Genomic DNA, 16,464 nt, shown 5'->3' with positions numbered 1-16,464 from the left:
TTGGTGGTTCTATCCACGATTTTGACGATTCTTTACGTCGCTTCGATTTCTTTCTGTCGCTCTAGCTCTTCTTTCCGTCGCTTCGGCATTTCTATCCGTCACTTTGGCGGTTCTATCCACGATTTTGCCTGTTCTATCCACGACTTTGGTGGTTCTATCCACGATTTTGACGATTCTATCCGTCACTTCGACTCTTCTTTCCGTCGCTTTGACCATTCTATCCGTCACTCTGGCTCTTCTTTCCGTCGTTCTTGCCTTGCTATCTGTCGCTTCAGCATTTCTATCCGTCACTCCGACTCTTCTTTCCGTCGCCTCGATTTCTTTCCGTCGCTTTGACCGTTCTTTCCGTCGCTCTAGCCCTTCTTTCCGTCGCTCTAGCCCTTCTTTCCGTCACTCCGACTCTTCTTTCCGTCGCTCTTACCTTGCTATCCGTCGCCCCGACTGCTTTCCGTCGCTCTGACTCTTCATTCCGTCGCTTCGGCATTTCTTTCCGTCGCTCCGATTCTTCTATCCGTCGCTTCGACTCTTCTTTCCGTCACTTCGGCACTTCTTTCCGTCACTTTGTCGTGGCTATCCACGATTCGGGTGGTTCTATCCACGATATTGACGATTCTATCCATGACTTTGGTGGTTCTATCCACGATTTTGACGATTCTATCCGTCACTTCGACTCTTCTTTCCGTCGCTTCGATTTCTTTCCGTCGTTCTAGCTCTTCTTTCCGTCGCTTCGGCATTTCTATCCGTCACTCCGACCCTTCTTTCCGTCGCTTTGACCGTTCTTTCTGTCGCTCTTGCCTTCCTATCCGCCACTCCGACTCTCTCATCCAGTTTTTACAGCAGAAATGCCGAGCGCTCACTTCACCTAAAATTGTATATATACCCTAATAAAACAAAAAGAGCATGAATTCAATATTACTATTGATTCATGCCCTTAAAATATTAATACGCTAAGCCGAATAGCGCTTTAATGTGTGTAAGATAGCGGATGTTAGACGCTTCTTTCATAAGTGTTGCAGGAAGACCTTTAAGTTCTGTGTTGCTAGCACCGATAGTCGCAACAGCGTCTTTACGGCCTAAGCTTGCAAGTGTACCAGAGTTAATTGCAGAGAAAGTCTTCATCTCTTGGTTTTTGTATTGTGCGAATAGGTTGTAGCCAGCGCACTCACCCATTTGCCATGCAACTTGAGCAGTTGGTGCGTATAGCGGACGTCCGCCATCAGCTGGTAATGCAACAGATGCGTCACCAATTACGAATACATCTTTATGAGATGTTGATTGTAAGAATTCGTTAATTGTTGCTTTACCGCGGTCAGCAGCAAGGCCAGACTCGCCTACGATTGGAAGTGGAGCTACCCCGCCTGTCCAAATAAGCGTATTAGCAACGATTGGTTCGCGATCTTTAAGAGCGATGACATTACCATCAACGCCTGTTACAGGAGTACCTGTAATGAATTCAACTCCACGTTTTGTTAAGCTTTCAGTAGCACGTTGGATAAGTACATCTGGAAGTACTGGTAAGATTTTTGGACCAGCTTCAACAAGTTTGATTTTAAGATCAGCAAAGTTAACACCGTGTTTTGCTGCGATTTTCGGGAAGTTGTCCACGATTTCACCAACAAGCTCTACACCTGTTAAACCGCCACCACCGATAACGATTGTTGCATCTGCTTCATCTTTTGTTTGCGCATATGCTTTAATACGGTCTTCGATGTGTTTGTTAATTTTGTTTGCTTCGTTTACTGATTTAAGTACCATAGAGTTTTCTTCTAATCCAGGGATACCGAAGAATCCAGTTTGGCTACCTAAAGATACTACTAAAGTATCGTAGTTTAAAGTATAACCAGTATCTAGGTCTACTTTTTTATTGTCTACATTGAAATTTGTAACTTTAGCGATTTGTAAATCGATATCTAAACCTTTAAAGATTTTTTTAAGTGGTAAAGCAACAGCACCTTCAGCAATAGTACCACCAGCTAAACGGTGAAGTTCAGTGATGATTTGGTGTGTTGGGAATTGGTTTACTACAGTAATTTTAGCTTCATCAGCTGATAGATACTTACGTGCTGTTAATGCAGTTAAAACGCCAGCGTAACCAGCACCTAAGATGACGATTTCTTTTGTCATGATTAATTAATCCTCCGTCCTTACGAATTGAATGTATCTCGAGTCGAGTCTTATTTAGCTTTACGTTCAGCGCTTACTTGTAAGAAAGCATTAACAAAACGGAAAACACCTTGAACTTGTGGGTCTTTTAACATTTTCATAAGACCGAATAAACCAATTACTTCTTGGCTTTCAGAAGCACGGTCCTTCGCTTCAATTGCAGTAGCTGCAAGGTTTTTAGCTGAGCCTACTACTGGGCCAGCCATTTCTGTTACTGCACCAACAGTATCATTTTTAAGTACTTCGTCAGTTGCAACAGCTTGAGCAAACTCATATGATTTTGTTAATAGCGTCATCATTTCAGTTAACTTAGGTAATTGTTCAACTAATGTTGTAAGTGATTCCTGAACCTCAGGCTTTAATAATTGATCTAGCACATCTAGTTGTTCTTGACTCACAGTAAGTTGTTCAGACTGTGTTTGGTTTTTCGTTTCTGACATTTTGAACTCTCCTTTGCCATCACTATTACTATTTTAATTTTATTGCTTCCATGTAAAAAAGACCATTAAGGCACTTCTTAACAGTCGTTACAGCGCGTATATCTTACAAATCACCAGTCTCAAGAGCTGGATAGTAATTCGTATAACTTGTTATTACAATGTTAACTTTATTTTGCAAAAAGTGCATCATAATTCCATCCTTATCTTGTCTTGGTGACATTATAAACTCCATTATAAGACTGTTTGCACATTATTTCAATGAGCTAAATCACAATTTCGACAATCTTTTCAAAATTCATTGTTTTGTCAACTATACATCGTATTTAAGTTTGCTTTTTGTCCCCACTGTTAAAAAATACAATATTTTCAACCTCAAATTTTTAAAATGTCACTGTAAAACATTTGATTTTCAATAGTATTTAGTCTACTTAAGCTTCCCCTAAATCGATCTGGTAATACTTATTTTATCTTCAGCATTATATGTTACATATATAAAGAAATCATTTTTCAACAGATTGCCAGAAAAAGTCTACAATTTCTTTCGCAGCCATAGCTTCTGATTGAAATAACCTTTCCCCTTCTCCATCTTTAAAGTAGCCTACTGACATTAATGCCATAAACGCATGTGCAAAAAAAGTAGCATTTCCCTTCCGAATTGTGCCTTGCTCCATCTCTCGCTGCATCGCCTGCTCTATCGTTTTATACATATTATTTTCAGATGCCAGTACTTCTTTTAATTGGGATTTCGATAAATTAATTGTCGCCTCTCTCATAAAATTTTTCATATCAATATCTACAGTGGCTGATAAATGGATTTCAATAAGCTGCTCTAACCGTTCTTTAAATACTATTGGCTGCTCTAAAATATGCAAAATGGACAGTCTGATTCGATCCATCATTGCCAACAACGCTGATGTATATAAATCCCCTTTAGTCGGGTAATAGTAATAGATAGTAGCCTTTGTAACGTTACAAGCTTTTGCTACATCATCCATCGAAATATTTTTATAGCCTTCTTTTATAAAAAGCCTTGTTGCCGTTTCAAGGACAATATCTTTTTTTGGTTTCGCGTTTTCATCATGGCGAGGTCTCCCTAGAACACGCGGTGACTGCTTCAACAAGTTCGCCCCCTTATAAAGGATTCTTTTTAGACATAGTATAGCATATAAATTTTTCGCAATTGATTAATTAACCTTCCAGTATATATAATTAAAATTACATAGATGAAATGGAGGTCCTATCATGAAAAAACACCCACTTGAGCAATGGGGTTCGATGGTAGCAAGTAAAAAGGGTCGCCTATTAGCCCTTGTTTTTTGGGTTTTACTTGTGGTTGTATTGTCTTTTGCTTGGCCACAGATTAATAGTATCAAGAGTGAATCTGGTAAAAATTTACCCGAGAGCAAAATGTCTCAGCAAGCAGCGACTATTATTGCGGAACAATTTCCGAATGAAGCAGGTACACCATTATTACTCGTCTGGTATCGAGAAAGTGGGCTAACTACCGACGATTTCGTAGCCATCCAAAAGGTTTACGGTGAGCTTAAGTCTAAACCTTTAGAAAACCAAACTCTTATTCCACCATATGATAAAATGCCACCTCAAGCCTTTTTAGCGTCTGCATCTGACAATGGCACAACAATTGTAACTCCTATTTTCTTTGAAAAAGGCGTGGCTACTGATTCGTTAAGAGAGAGTTTAAAGGCATTAACAAAAACAATGGATAAGTACAATATCCAACTAGATAAAGACTTAGTTAGCGACAATCTTCATGTGCGTTATTCCGGACCAGTTGGTATTGCTACGGATGCTGTCAGTTTATTCTCTCAGGCTGATGTGAAATTATTGATTGCAACAGTGCTCCTTGTTTTAGTATTACTAATTATTATTTATCGTTCACCATTATTAGCTATTATTCCATTAATCGTTGTCGTTCTTGCCTATGGTGTCATAAGTCCTACGCTCGGCTTCTTAGCTGATAACGGATTGATAGATAAAGATTCGCAGGCCGTCTCTATTATGACTGTATTACTCTTTGGTGCAGGTACAGATTATTGTTTATTTTTAATATCAAAGTACCGAGAGATATTATTTAAAATTGAGGATAAGACTACTGCCATGAAGCTTGCTATAAAGGAATCTGGCGGTGCAATTTTGATGAGTGCCTTAACGGTTGTCATTGGTCTAGCTACTCTTAGTCTGGCCCATTATGGTGCATTCCAACGCTTTGCAGTTCCTTTTAGCTTTGGCGTACTCGTGATGGGAATTGCAGCACTTGTTGTTCTTCCAGCAATTCTTGTCATGATAGGTCGCGTCGCCTTCTTCCCATTCATACCTCGAACAGAGGAAATGGCTCGTAAGAAGGATAAAAAACAGCACAAACCAACACATAAAATAAGCCGTAAAATTGGGCGCTTTGCGACGCATAAACCATGGATTGTCATTGTTGTCACTTTACTGTTACTCGGTGGATTAGCAGCATTCGTACCACGTATTCAGTATACTTTTGACTTATTATCGTCATTCCCTGAGGATATGCCATCACGTGAAGGCTTTACTTTAATAGAAGAAAATTTTTCACCTGGCGAATTAGCTCCAGTTCAGCTCATCATTGATACAGAAGGTATAGATATTAACTTGCAGCAGCAATTAACTGAAATCTCTTATATTGATAGTGTTGCAGATAGTCAAATTGGAAAGAAGAATAATGCTATCCAACTGTACGAGGTTTCTTTAAATGCGAATCCTTATGCTAAGGAATCGTTAGCTCATATTCCAGAGCTTAGAGCAGAGGTTATAAAAATGCTTGAGGCCGAAGGTATAAAAGATGCAGATAAACATATTTGGATTGGCGGCGAAACAGCTAGCCAATATGATACACAGCAATTAACTGTACGCGATGAAACTGTTATTATGCCAACTATGATTGCATTAATTGCTTTATTATTATTTATTTATCTACGTTCAATAACAGCAACTGTTTACTTATTAGCGACGGTTATTATTTCTTATTTCGGTGCACTTGGTGCAGGTTGGCTAATTTTACACCATGTAATGGGTGCGGATGCCATTTCAGGAGCGATTCCACTCTATGCATTTGTATTTTTAGTGGCACTCGGAGAAGATTATAATATCTTTATGATTTCGGAAATTTGGAAAAAACGTAGGACCGTAGATCATCTAACAGCTATTGAGGAAGGTGTCGTACGAACAGGAAGTGTTATTACATCTGCTGGTTTAATTTTAGCAGGAACATTTGCTGTCCTTGCTACCTTACCTATTCAAGTACTTGTTCAGTTCGGTGTCGTTACGGCAATTGGGGTGTTGCTTGATACATTCATTGTACGTCCATTGCTTGTACCTGCCATTACGACAGTTCTCGGTAAGTATGCGTTTTGGCCAGGAGCATTATTTAAAAAGGATGCTTAAAATTAATGCACGGACATTAGCGCAAAAGGTTTGGATGATTTTAAAATTCATCCACCCTTTTGCTTTTGCTAATGTCCGTGTTTTTTTGAGTGCCAAACGAATATTGCATCTATGTATTGCTATGAGATGCATCAAAAAAACTCCCCTTCGATAAACAGAATTATATTTTTTCATCCGTCTACCTATAGGGGAGCCTATCAGTCATCATTATTTAGTTGTTTTTTTCAAATCCATTGAAGCCGCTGAGCTTTCAATTTTTACACGTTTTAGGAAGAACGCAAGCACTAGCGCAAGAACTGTAACACCAGCTGCTATTAAGAATGAGTGTGTAATACCTTCTAATAAAGCATTTTGCGTAATCTGATCCTGCATTTGTTGCATTTGTTCTGGCGTTGGTGCAACACCTGATTGCGCTGCATTGGCTTTTGCTTCTGCAATTAATTCTTCCGCTTTTGCTTTTGTACGGTTATTCATGATCGTTACCATCACAGCACTACCAATCGCCCCTGCCACTTGCTGTAAAGTATTATTAATGGCAGTACCATGTGGGTTCATCATTTGTGGTAATTGGTTTAAACCGTTTGTCATAATTGGCATCATAACCATTGACATACCGAACATACGAATTGTGTACATGGACACGATAAATGTATAGCTTGAATCTAACTCTAACTTTGCTAAACCGAATGTTGCAATTGTTGTAATCGTTAAACCGATAATCGCTAATATACGCGGTCCAAATTTATCAAAAAGTTTCCCTGTAATCGGCGACATAATACCCATTGCAAGTGCCCCAGGAAGCATCATTAAGCCCGCTTTAAATGGATCAATTCCACGAATAGATTGTACATAAGCAGGTGTTAAAATCATCCCAGAGAACATAGCCATTGACACGATAACCGAGATGGCTGATCCCAGTGCAAACATCGGATATTTATAAATCCGTAATTCAAGTAAAGGCTGATCCATACGTAGTTGTTTAAATATGAAGATGATTAAAGCAAGAAAACCAACTGAAATTGTGCCATATACCCAAGGACTTGACCAGCCCTTATCTCCTGCAGTAGCGAAACCATATAGAATACCACCGAACGCTATTGTTGATAATAGTACTGATGGGAAATCTAAATGAACTTTACGTGTTTCCATTACGTTTTCTAATTTCCAAATACCAAATAATAAACTGATTACAGCAAATGGAATAATCATTTGGAACAGCATACGCCAATCATGGTGCTCAACAATATATCCAGATAATGTAGGACCTATCGCTGGCGCAGAAATCATAACTAAACCGAAAATACCCATTGCTGCACCACGTTTTTCTTTTGGAAAACTGATCAGCATTACATTCATTAAAAGTGGTGACATACTTGCAGCCCCTGCTGCCTGCACCATACGACCTGCTAAAAGTGTACTGAAGTTAGGTGCAAAGCCGGCCATAACTGTACCGATTGTAAAGACTGACATTGCTGCAATAAATAAATGTCTATTTTTAAAGCGTGTTACGAAGAATGCTGAAGCAGGTACTAAAATACCACTTACAAGCATATAACCTGTTGCTAGCCATTGTACCTTTGAATACGTTATATCAAAATCTTTCATGATTGTTGGTAACGCAACATTTAACAATGTGTTGTTTAAAAAAGCAACAAAAGCACCCACAAATAAAATTGAAATCATTCCATAGGGGGGCTTTTTCAGTGTTTGACCACTATTCATTTATATCCCTCAATTCTTTCCTGTTTTTTTCGATAAGACTTATTTTATACTCGCAGTCTACTTTTTTCAAGAATTAAGATTATAAAATTTAAAAACATTGATATATAGGCGTTTTAGCTATAGAATGAGAGTATAATATTTTAAAAAAGGTGAGGTTATGAACAAAAGAAAAAGACAAATCATTACTGCTGCACGTGCTCTTTTTATTGAAAAAGGATTCGTGGATGCATCGATTAACGACATCATTAGTGCAGCTAAAATTTCAAAGGGTACATTTTATAATCATTTTTCTTCTAAAAATGAATGCTTAATCGCCATATTGGATGAAGGGCGTGAGGAGGCAAGTAATCGCCGTCACGAACTTCTTTACGGCAAAGATCCTACTGATTTAGAAGTATTAACACAGCAAGTTGCGGTACTCATGTATGTCAATCGAGAACATAATTTAATTCAAATTTTTGAATCGGTTTTCCATTCTCGTGATAATGAACTGAAAAAAATTATTTTAAACTATCATTTACAAGAACTGGAGTGGCTTGCCAATCGACTTGTACAAGTTTTCGGAGAAGAAGTTAGTCCAATTAGCTACGAATGTGCTGTGCAAACACTTGGTATGATTAACCTTTCAATACGTGCTGTCTTAATTGCTGATTATAAATATATAAATCGCGAAGCCATTGTACGTGTAGCATTACGCAATATTAGCGTAATTATACCCGTTATGCTTGAATCAAAAGAAATCCTCATTAGTACGGAAATGATCAACACGATACAAAACGTCGCGAACTATAAAACCGTAGATAAGGGAACGGTCATCGAGCAATTAACAGGCTTTAAAAAAGGATTGTCTAAGAATGAAACAGCGGAAGGCTTAGAGTATGTGGAATTCTTATTAGAGGAACTACAGCGCGAAAAGCCAAAGCTCTTTATCATCGAATCACTTCTTACACCTTTCCGTAAAGCATTCGTTGGGACCGAACACGCAGAAGAGGCACGTGACATCGCTAATAGCTTATGGCGCTATGTAAAAATCGAACGACCATCAGAACGCTGCATGAAGTAAAACTTATCTTTAGACACTTAAAGGGACTATACGGAAAGTGTAGTATCACGCTTTTCATATAGTCCCTTTTTGTATTTACTCTATTTAAATTAAGGTTCGACATCAAATAGGTGGGATGACATTTTTTATATAAGTAGCAGGGCGACTCCTTTGGGGATCAGCGTCCACAGCCTACCGCTTAATTTGACGATCTTTCGGCCCTATCCAAAAGCCAATCACAATGCTAATAGTTACTACAAGAAAAGGTGCATACAAAATAATAAATTGATTCATATATAATTCCCCCTATGCATGATGATCATGTTTACCGCAAGCATAATCACGATCAAACACGAACCATTTCATTACTAAATATAGTGAAGGTATGAGTAGAACTAATCCTCCAACAAACGTAATCACTAATGCAACTGCCATTGTTTCATTTGTAAAGCTATCATAGACTGATAGGTACGGATACAGTAAATATGGATAATGTGAAATACCATAGCCAAAAAATGCAAAGCCAAATTGGGCAACCATTAAAAAGACTGCTATGCCATAGTTTTTCTTTTTAAATAAAAGAATTAATGTGACAACAAATAGCACACCTGAAATGGCGAAAAGCCACCACAGATTTAACATATTTTCATAATGCACAGGCACATGTCCCTTTAACTCCACCATAATCCCTATTACACTTATTATGAGCGGCAACGACCAACCGAGTGCATACTTTCGCATTAAATTAGAAGCATGTTCATCTCGCGCTCTTTTCCCATACCATGTTAGGAAAACGGCTGAAATATACAAAACTGCAACTATACTTAATAACACAATAGACCAAGTTAACGGATTTGTGAAAAGTTTAACCATTTGCAAATGCGGCTCTTCATTTACGATTTTTACGAACCCTCCCTCGGATATCGTTAACACAATAGAAAGAGATGCAGGTATAAATAAACCAGTAATTCCGTACATCATTGTATAACCAATATGTCCACCTTTTTCACTGTAGGACTCAAATGCATAATAGCTCCCTCTAATTGCAATTAATATTAATGCAATACTGACCGGCACTAGCAAAATTGTGCCGTAATAATAAGCTGTTTGAGGAAAGAAACCTACCATTCCAACAAAGAAAAATACAAGGAAGACGTTTGTAATTTCCCACACCGGAGATAAATAGCGCTTAATAACATTGGCTAGTATTTGGTCTTTACCAATCACGACACTATACGCATTAAAGAAGCCCGCTCCAAAGTCTATGGACGCAACAATGACATAGCCGAATAGAAATAACCATAGCACTGAAATCCCTAATATTTCTAAACTCATTGCCCTGCACATCCTTCCACTTGTTGATGTTCTTCAATTTCACGTTCAATCGGATTGTTACGGAACATACGAATAAGTACAACGATACTTCCTACCGCTAATACAATGTACAGCCCCGCAAATAGTATTAGCATAGTATCGACTTGGCCACTTGTTGTAGCACCTTCCGCCGTTTTCATATAACCACGAAGTATCCAAGGCTGACGCCCTACTTCCGCAAACCACCAGCCTGCCTCAACAGCAATAAGAGATAGCGGACCACCTGCCACTACTATTCTCTTAAAACTTTTTGAAGAAATAAACTTCCATCCTCGCCACTTACCTAGCACATAAATAGCTGCAACGACAATTAGTAAAGTTCCGATAACTACCATGACATCAAACAAATAATGAATATAAAGTGGCGGCTGTTCGTCCTCAGGAAATTGATCCAAACCTTTTACTTCAGCAAAAGGATTATTATGCGCCAATACACTCAATGCATACGGTACTTTGATGGCGTATTTCACTTCTTCTCCATCTAACACTCCGAATAGCACAAGTGAAGCATCCTCTTTTGTTTCAAAATGCCATTCAGCAGCAGCTAATTTTTCAGGTTGATATTCAGCTAAATACTTCCCAGAAAAGTCACCTACAATCAGTGCCGCTATCGAAAATACTAAGCCAAGTTTCAATAATAGATGTAACGCTTTTTTATGATACACATGCTTCGATCCTCGCAGCATACGATAAGCTGCAATAGAGGCTAATAAAAATGCCGCAGTCATATAAGATGTTACTAATACATGCGCTACCTTCGTTGGCATTGCGGGATTTAACATAGCCAGTACTGGTTGAATATTTACAAGCTCTCCATCTACAAGGTCAAAGCCCTGCGGTGCGTTCATAAATGCATTCACAATCGTAATAAAAACAGCCGACATAGAAGCACCAATAGCTACTGGAACCAATAATAATAGATGGCGCTTTGGATTTTTGAATCGATCCCAAGTATATAAATAAAGCCCTAAGAAAATGGCTTCAACAAAGAACGCGAATGTTTCCATAAACAAAGGTAATGCAATTACCTGACCAGCCAACTCCATAAAGTTTGGCCATAGTAGCGATAGCTGCAGTCCAATCGCTGTACCAGTGACAACACCGATTGCGACAGTAATTACAAACCCTCTTGCCCATCTTCTTGCGAGTAATAAATAATGTTCGTCATTATTTTTCAATCCAACCCATTGAGCAATCATTATCATTAAAGGTATACCAACACCAATTGTTGCGTATACAATATGAAATGATAATGTTAATTCCGTTAAGGCTCGACTCCACATTACAGCTGAATCATTCATTTTATTTCATCTCCTAGGTACCAAAAATTCTTCCAATTATCGAAAGAAACATTATCCCCGCTACTAAAAAACTTATAATTATCAGCTTTTTCTCATGCGATTTATATGCAGCAGCCTTTTGTTTTTCCATCATAGTAAATCAACCCAAATTTTAATCGCTGTCGCTAAGATGAGTACGGCTAAAAAACTTTGCAAAATTTTTGTATTCATTTTTTTACCTATTTTTGCACCAAGGGGAGCCGCAAGTAAACTTGCCACTATCATAATTACTGCAGAATAGTAATCGACTTGCCCTGTCATTAACTTTCCGATTGTTCCTCCGATCGATGATATAAACGTAATGGCTAGGCTAGTTGCAATCGTCATACGCGTTGGAATACCAAGCACAACAAGCATTATCGGAACAAGTAAGAAACCACCTGCAGCACCAACAATCCCTGAACCAATCCCAACTATAAATGCTAAAATAGCTGCTAGCGGCTTGTTGAAGGTTACTTCATTCATTGGCTTATCATCAATTTGTTTCTTAGGAATAAACATCATCACAGCTGCAATCAGGGCTAAAATACCGTAGACGACAGTCACACTGTTTTCAGATAAAAACATTGACCCGTAGCTCCCAACAAAGCTACCAGCTAAAATTGCTCCTCCCATATAAATAATGAGTGGCTTATTAAGATATCCACCTTTTCGATACGCCCAAACCCCTGCAATCGAAGCAAAAAACACTTGTACCGCACTAATACCTGAAACTTCATGCGCTGAAAATGCGACTAAGCCAAAAAGTGGCGGTATATATAGTAGCATTGGGTATTTAATGATTGAACCGCCTATCCCCAACATACCGGACACAAAAGATCCAACGAATCCAATCAGGAAAATCACCATTATAAATGTTATATCCACTGTGCTTGCATCTCCTTTTATTTATGTGCTTTCAGTATAGTCCTGCTACAATTTCAGACATATAGGGGTTTTCCACTATTAGCTTTACTCACTGTGACAATATTGAAAATTATTCCTAAAAAACAAAAAAGATCACTCATCTTTCAAGTGATCTTAGCTTGTCAGCAAAGTAATAATTATAAAAAATGTATGTCCATCAATTTCACCTTGACGCAAGTCACTTTGCTCGCACTCCAGGGTCTCATCGAACGCCCCAAGAAGCTTTGCTCTGTGCGAAAGCGAAGCGTCAGCAACAAAACGCCTAGTCGGAACGTAAATCAGCCCCTCATTTTGCCGCAGAGCTATATATTTTACTTTACATATTGCACCAGTTTTCAACAGTAACAAGTTGTTACATATAGTTATTTGCAAGCCCATACTGAATAAGCTCAGCTTTATTACTTAAATCGAGCTTTTGCATAATATTCGATTTATGATTTTCAACCGTTTTACTACTTATATATAGCTGCCCAGCAATTTGGATATTCGTATACCCTAGAACTGTTAACCTCATTATCTCCTGCTCACGCACAGTTAAAATGCATTGATCTTCATGCCCTTTATGTTCAAATAATTTATCCATCTGCTCCTGCGGAATACCAACGTTGTAATATACGCGACCACTATATACAGCATGGATAGCCTCATAGAGAATTCCACCTTGACTATTTTTTAAAATATAGCCATGGGCTTCAACAGCAATCGCTTTTTGAATATAAGCAACTTCATTGTGCATTGTTAACATAATAATTTTCACGTTAGGCATTTGCTTATGAATTTCTTGAGTAGCCGTAAATCCATCTAACCCATTTGGAATGGATACGTCCATCAAAACGACATCCGGGTTTAATGATATTGCCTGAGTGATCGCCTCCGCTCCATCACCCGCTTCACCCACAACCTCTATATCTAAATAATTTTCCAACAAAAGAACAATTCCTTTACGGATTAGCACATGATCATCTACTACTAAAACACGAATCATCTAAAGTCATCCTTCCAATTAGGAACTTGAATGCTAATTTGTGTACCTTTATCGTGAGCTGAAGTAATATTAAAAAATCCCCCTAACAATGTAATTCTCTCCTCCATATGCTTTAAGCCAAGCCCTTCTTTTTTCACTTGCCGTAGATTAAATCCTACGCCATCATCTTCTATATTGAGCGTTAAATTTGTAGCTTTCTTTTCGAGCCGAATGACGACTTTAGAAGCTTTGGCATATTTAGTAATATTGTGTAAAGCCTCCTGTACGACGCGATAAATATTGATTTCCACAGATGGATGACAACGTTCTTCAAAATCTGTTTCGAACGATATAGCAATATCAGGATGTACCTTTTGCACGGAATCGACAAGGGTGCCTAATGTAGGTGTAATCCCTAACTGATCAATGCTATGAGGGCGAAGTTGATAAGAGTACAATTTAATATCATTCATTACTTGCTCTAGCTCATTGCGTACTTCTTCAATATACGTATTTAGCTTTTCATTGTCTTTGACATAAGATTCAATCGCTTGTAGTGCAACAGATACTGTATATAATGATTGGCCAACGCCATCATGTAATTCCTGCGCAAGCCTTTTATGTTCCTCCTCTTTTGCCTCAATCAGCTTTTTAATAATAAGCTTTGAAATCCGGGCCTCTTCTTCCTTTAACTGAAGAGTCTGATCTCGCAATACAAGCAGAAACTCTTGCTCGTTCGCTTTACCGTCTGTATACATCAATGCCGTGCTCATTTCAACATCTATCTTACTCCCATGATACGTCGGCATTTTCGATAAAAAATAGGGAATCTCATTATGCTCTATTAAATAACATGTATGTTCGCTTGGAGACTTTTGACGGTTTTCACAAAATGAACAAAAGGGCACTCGATCTCCTAATTTCCATCCTGTTAACCGCTCCGCCGAGGGATTCATCATTAAAATCTCACGTTTGTGATTCATAATCATAATTCCATCTTGAATATATTGAAATATTTGCTGTAAATATAGCTGTTCTTTCTCCAACTTAAACACACTCCAGACTTAAAATTGAAAGCACAACAAGAATCAATGCATTCCTTTAAGTTACCAACCAGCATACTTTGTCCTATACTTTTTCTTCTATCAAGCTATAACTATTAACTTCATGCCCTGCTTTCCGAATGATACGAACACTCATATTTTTTTCTAGCTGTGTTGATGCAATAATATGAAGGGGCTTTTTTGGTAGTTCATGTATGTGACGGACCAAATAGGAAATTGGTAAATTTAATGCATTTGGTGTAGGTGATTTGTAAGAATCATTATAATCACGTACATCCACTATCGCCGTTCCCGCATTTAACTCTCGCGGTAAACACTCCTGTATTTGACGCACTGGGACATGGCGTTTATAAATAATTCTACCAATAATAAGAAGGAATATACTCAAACTTGCAATAATCATTTTTTAACCCCTTTTAACGAGAAAAAAGGTTGTCTAAATCCGTTTAGCTTTCACAGACGAGTCTCATAATCCATTTTAATTAAACATAACGATTTATACTTCTCATCTTCCAAAGTGCTAAGCAAAGAAAAATAGCAGACTAGGATTACTAGTATGCTATTTTTCTTTTAGAACAACCTCTTTAAATAAAACTTTCTTTTTTAGCCATTACCTCTTGTTGCCATGCCATATAACCGCCCGTTAAATTTACAATGTTATGAATGCCATTTGCTTTCAGTACACTTACAGCAATTGCAGAACGAGCGCCGCCTTGACATTGTACAACAATTTTTTTATCTGTTTGCAATTCATCTAAACGTTTAGATAATGTACCAACCATAATATGCTGAGCGTTTTCAATATGCCCCGCATCATACTCTGTTTGATTGCGCACATCAAGCACATAAACTTGTTCACTTTCAATTAATGGTTTCGCTTCTAAAGGCGTTATATTTTCATAACTTTCTAGAGAAGTAGCCTCTTCCAAAACTTTCGATACATCCCCATAGCCAACAACATTGTCGATACCTATAGAACGTAAAGCCATTAAAATATTATCTAGTTGCGAAAGATTAACTAGTAAATATAATGGTTTTGTATAATCTACTAGCCAGCCAGCCCAATTTGTCAATGAATTATTGTAAGGAATGTTTAGTGTACCGGCGATAAATCCTTGTGAGAAATCTTCCGCTGGACGTGTATCAATAACTTGCTTTCCATCTGCAAGAAGTTGAACAATTTCTTCATAGCTTGACACGACCTTCACTGGCGTTAGGTTCTTAATAAGCTCTATCCCTACTTTATTGACACGCTTCATAACAGCGAAATAATAAGGAGGCTCCGGTTGGCCATCTAGTAACGCGTCAATAAATTTTTGTTCATCATCAAATTGCATAGCCCAGTTGAATTGCTTCTCATACCCAACTGTTGAGGACGGCACTGCTCCTAGTGCTTTACCGCAAGCACTACCTGCTCCATGAGCCGGCCAAAGCTGCATGTAATCTGGTAAATCCTTAAAGCGCTCTAATGATTTAAACATTGCTCTTGCGCCAGATAGTGATGTACCCTGAATCCCAGCAGCTTTTTCTAATAAATCAGGGCGTCCAATATCACCTACAAAGACAAAGTCACCCGTAAAAATCCCCATTGGTTTATCTGCTACGCCGCCACGATCCGTTAATAAGAAGGAGATACTTTCAGGCGTATGCCCAGGTGTGTGCATAACTTTAAAGATAAGATTACCTATACTAAATTCATCACCATCTTTTAATAATTGATGAGGAATGCCTTCCAGATTTTGATACTTCCAATCAGCATCCCCTTCATCGGAAATATACATCTTTGTTCCAACACGGTCTGCTAACTCACGAGACCCTGCTACAAAATCAGCATGGATATGCGTTTCTAATGCGCCAACAATTTGCATCTTCTCTTTTTCTGCTAATGCAAGATAGGGTTCAATGTTACGCATCGGATCAACGATAACCATTTCTCCCTTCGCCTGACATCCCACAACATAAGAAGCATGTGCTAATTTTTCATCGTAAAAATATCGTAATAACATGTTTAAACTCCCCT

General features: G+C 38.3%; 17 protein-coding genes. 2 read left to right on the top strand and 15 right to left on the bottom strand.

Annotated elements, in window-relative coordinates:
• Window positions 1–9: 9 nt before the first annotated feature.
• The 6 genes from ACZ11_RS26645 to ACZ11_RS14380 form a co-directional block, all read right to left on the bottom strand.
• A complete protein-coding gene (locus ACZ11_RS26645; RefSeq protein WP_049667246.1) occupies window positions 10–291 on the bottom strand; it encodes a hypothetical protein in 282 nt (93 codons plus the stop codon).
• Window positions 281–484 (bottom strand): hypothetical protein, encoded by a 204-nt coding sequence (locus ACZ11_RS14400; protein WP_049667245.1) that lies wholly within the window; start codon window positions 482–484, stop codon window positions 281–283. Before ACZ11_RS14400 ends, ACZ11_RS26645 begins: the two co-directional genes overlap by 11 nt.
• Window positions 465–734 carry a hypothetical protein gene (locus ACZ11_RS14395; RefSeq protein WP_049667244.1) on the bottom strand — a complete coding sequence of 90 codons (270 nt, stop codon included), beginning with the start codon at window positions 732–734 and terminating at the stop codon, window positions 465–467. The genes ACZ11_RS14400 and ACZ11_RS14395 overlap by 20 nt, the downstream gene beginning before the upstream one ends.
• Window positions 735–939: 205 nt before the next feature.
• A complete protein-coding gene (locus tag ACZ11_RS14390; RefSeq protein WP_049667243.1) occupies window positions 940–2,124 on the bottom strand; it encodes an NAD(P)/FAD-dependent oxidoreductase in 1,185 nt (394 codons plus the stop codon).
• A gap of 50 nt (window positions 2,125–2,174) precedes the next feature.
• Window positions 2,175–2,603 (bottom strand): DUF1641 domain-containing protein, encoded by a 429-nt coding sequence (locus tag ACZ11_RS14385; protein ID WP_049667242.1) that lies wholly within the window; start codon window positions 2,601–2,603, stop codon window positions 2,175–2,177.
• Window positions 2,604–3,103: 500 nt separating this feature from the next.
• Window positions 3,104–3,721, bottom strand: a complete 618-nt coding sequence (locus ACZ11_RS14380) for a TetR/AcrR family transcriptional regulator (protein ID WP_049667241.1) — start codon at window positions 3,719–3,721, stop codon at window positions 3,104–3,106.
• Between the two features lie 124 nt (window positions 3,722–3,845).
• On the opposite strand from ACZ11_RS14380, the gene ACZ11_RS14375 reads away from it, so the two are divergent.
• Complete coding sequence (locus tag ACZ11_RS14375; protein WP_049667240.1) at window positions 3,846–6,032, top strand: MMPL family transporter; 2,187 nt, start codon at window positions 3,846–3,848, stop codon at window positions 6,030–6,032.
• A 207-nt stretch (window positions 6,033–6,239) separates the two neighbouring features.
• Here the strand turns inward: ACZ11_RS14375 and ACZ11_RS14370 are convergent, their stop codons facing one another.
• A complete protein-coding gene (locus ACZ11_RS14370; protein WP_049667239.1) occupies window positions 6,240–7,754 on the bottom strand; it encodes a DHA2 family efflux MFS transporter permease subunit in 1,515 nt (504 codons plus the stop codon).
• A gap of 157 nt (window positions 7,755–7,911) precedes the next feature.
• Between ACZ11_RS14370 and ACZ11_RS14365 the strand changes: the two genes are divergently transcribed.
• Window positions 7,912–8,817: a TetR/AcrR family transcriptional regulator gene (locus ACZ11_RS14365; RefSeq protein ID WP_049667238.1), complete on the top strand. Its 906-nt coding sequence runs from the start codon at window positions 7,912–7,914 to the stop codon at window positions 8,815–8,817.
• 171 nt (window positions 8,818–8,988) lie between these two features.
• Here the strand turns inward: ACZ11_RS14365 and cydS are convergent, their stop codons facing one another.
• The 8 genes from cydS to ACZ11_RS14325 form a co-directional block, all read right to left on the bottom strand.
• Window positions 8,989–9,090, bottom strand: a complete 102-nt coding sequence (gene cydS / locus ACZ11_RS27575) for a cytochrome bd oxidase small subunit CydS (protein WP_403089349.1) — start codon at window positions 9,088–9,090, stop codon at window positions 8,989–8,991.
• A 12-nt stretch (window positions 9,091–9,102) separates the two neighbouring features.
• Entirely contained in the window at window positions 9,103–10,131 is a 1,029-nt protein-coding gene (locus ACZ11_RS14360) for a cytochrome d ubiquinol oxidase subunit II (protein ID WP_049667237.1), read from the bottom strand.
• Window positions 10,128–11,471 (bottom strand): cytochrome ubiquinol oxidase subunit I, encoded by a 1,344-nt coding sequence (locus ACZ11_RS14355; protein ID WP_049667236.1) that lies wholly within the window; start codon window positions 11,469–11,471, stop codon window positions 10,128–10,130. The genes ACZ11_RS14360 and ACZ11_RS14355 overlap by 4 nt, the downstream gene beginning before the upstream one ends.
• A gap of 129 nt (window positions 11,472–11,600) precedes the next feature.
• Window positions 11,601–12,359 carry a sulfite exporter TauE/SafE family protein gene (locus ACZ11_RS14350; RefSeq protein ID WP_403089386.1) on the bottom strand — a complete coding sequence of 253 codons (759 nt, stop codon included), beginning with the start codon at window positions 12,357–12,359 and terminating at the stop codon, window positions 11,601–11,603.
• A 409-nt stretch (window positions 12,360–12,768) separates the two neighbouring features.
• Window positions 12,769–13,401, bottom strand: coding sequence for a response regulator (locus ACZ11_RS14340; protein WP_049667233.1), 633 nt, complete (start codon window positions 13,399–13,401; stop codon window positions 12,769–12,771).
• Window positions 13,398–14,435, bottom strand: a complete 1,038-nt coding sequence (locus ACZ11_RS14335; RefSeq protein ID WP_403089345.1) for a PAS domain-containing sensor histidine kinase — start codon at window positions 14,433–14,435, stop codon at window positions 13,398–13,400. Before ACZ11_RS14335 ends, ACZ11_RS14340 begins: the two co-directional genes overlap by 4 nt.
• Window positions 14,436–14,508: 73 nt before the next feature.
• Window positions 14,509–14,847: a rhodanese-like domain-containing protein gene (locus tag ACZ11_RS14330; protein WP_049667232.1), complete on the bottom strand. Its 339-nt coding sequence runs from the start codon at window positions 14,845–14,847 to the stop codon at window positions 14,509–14,511.
• Window positions 14,848–15,028: 181 nt separating this feature from the next.
• Window positions 15,029–16,450 (bottom strand): MBL fold metallo-hydrolase, encoded by a 1,422-nt coding sequence (locus ACZ11_RS14325; RefSeq protein WP_049667231.1) that lies wholly within the window; start codon window positions 16,448–16,450, stop codon window positions 15,029–15,031.
• Between the last annotated feature and the right edge of the window lie 14 nt (window positions 16,451–16,464).

The organism is Lysinibacillus xylanilyticus (assembly GCF_001183605.1).
In the GTDB taxonomy this organism is placed as follows: Bacteria; Bacillota; Bacilli; order Bacillales_A; family Planococcaceae; genus Lysinibacillus; species Lysinibacillus xylanilyticus.
Note: the sequence above shows the minus strand (reverse complement) of the source record. Positions and strands in the feature narration are given on the sequence as shown.

What these genes read in the sequence shown, in the direction of transcription:
- ACZ11_RS14400 (WP_049667245.1), bottom strand. Translation starts at nt 484, where the DNA reads ATGCCGAAGCGACGGAATGAAGAGTCAGAGCGACGGAAAGCAGTCGGG.
- ACZ11_RS14395 (WP_049667244.1), bottom strand. Translation starts at nt 734, where the DNA reads ATGCCGAAGCGACGGAAAGAAGAGCTAGAACGACGGAAAGAAATCGAA.
- ACZ11_RS14390 (WP_049667243.1), bottom strand. Translation starts at nt 2,124, where the DNA reads ATGACAAAAGAAATCGTCATCTTAGGTGCTGGTTACGCTGGCGTTTTA.
- ACZ11_RS14385 (WP_049667242.1), bottom strand. Translation starts at nt 2,603, where the DNA reads ATGTCAGAAACGAAAAACCAAACACAGTCTGAACAACTTACTGTGAGT.
- ACZ11_RS14375 (WP_049667240.1), top strand. Translation starts at nt 3,846, where the DNA reads ATGAAAAAACACCCACTTGAGCAATGGGGTTCGATGGTAGCAAGTAAA.
- ACZ11_RS14370 (WP_049667239.1), bottom strand. Translation starts at nt 7,754, where the DNA reads ATGAATAGTGGTCAAACACTGAAAAAGCCCCCCTATGGAATGATTTCA.
- ACZ11_RS14365 (WP_049667238.1), top strand. Translation starts at nt 7,912, where the DNA reads ATGAACAAAAGAAAAAGACAAATCATTACTGCTGCACGTGCTCTTTTT.
- cydS (WP_403089349.1), bottom strand. Translation starts at nt 9,090, where the DNA reads ATGAATCAATTTATTATTTTGTATGCACCTTTTCTTGTAGTAACTATT.
- ACZ11_RS14360 (WP_049667237.1), bottom strand. Translation starts at nt 10,131, where the DNA reads ATGAGTTTAGAAATATTAGGGATTTCAGTGCTATGGTTATTTCTATTC.
- ACZ11_RS14355 (WP_049667236.1), bottom strand. Translation starts at nt 11,471, where the DNA reads ATGAATGATTCAGCTGTAATGTGGAGTCGAGCCTTAACGGAATTAACA.
- ACZ11_RS14350 (WP_403089386.1), bottom strand. Translation starts at nt 12,359, where the DNA reads ATGGTGATTTTCCTGATTGGATTCGTTGGATCTTTTGTGTCCGGTATG.
- ACZ11_RS14340 (WP_049667233.1), bottom strand. Translation starts at nt 13,401, where the DNA reads ATGATTCGTGTTTTAGTAGTAGATGATCATGTGCTAATCCGTAAAGGA.
- ACZ11_RS14330 (WP_049667232.1), bottom strand. Translation starts at nt 14,847, where the DNA reads ATGATTATTGCAAGTTTGAGTATATTCCTTCTTATTATTGGTAGAATT.
- ACZ11_RS14325 (WP_049667231.1), bottom strand. Translation starts at nt 16,450, where the DNA reads ATGTTATTACGATATTTTTACGATGAAAAATTAGCACATGCTTCTTAT.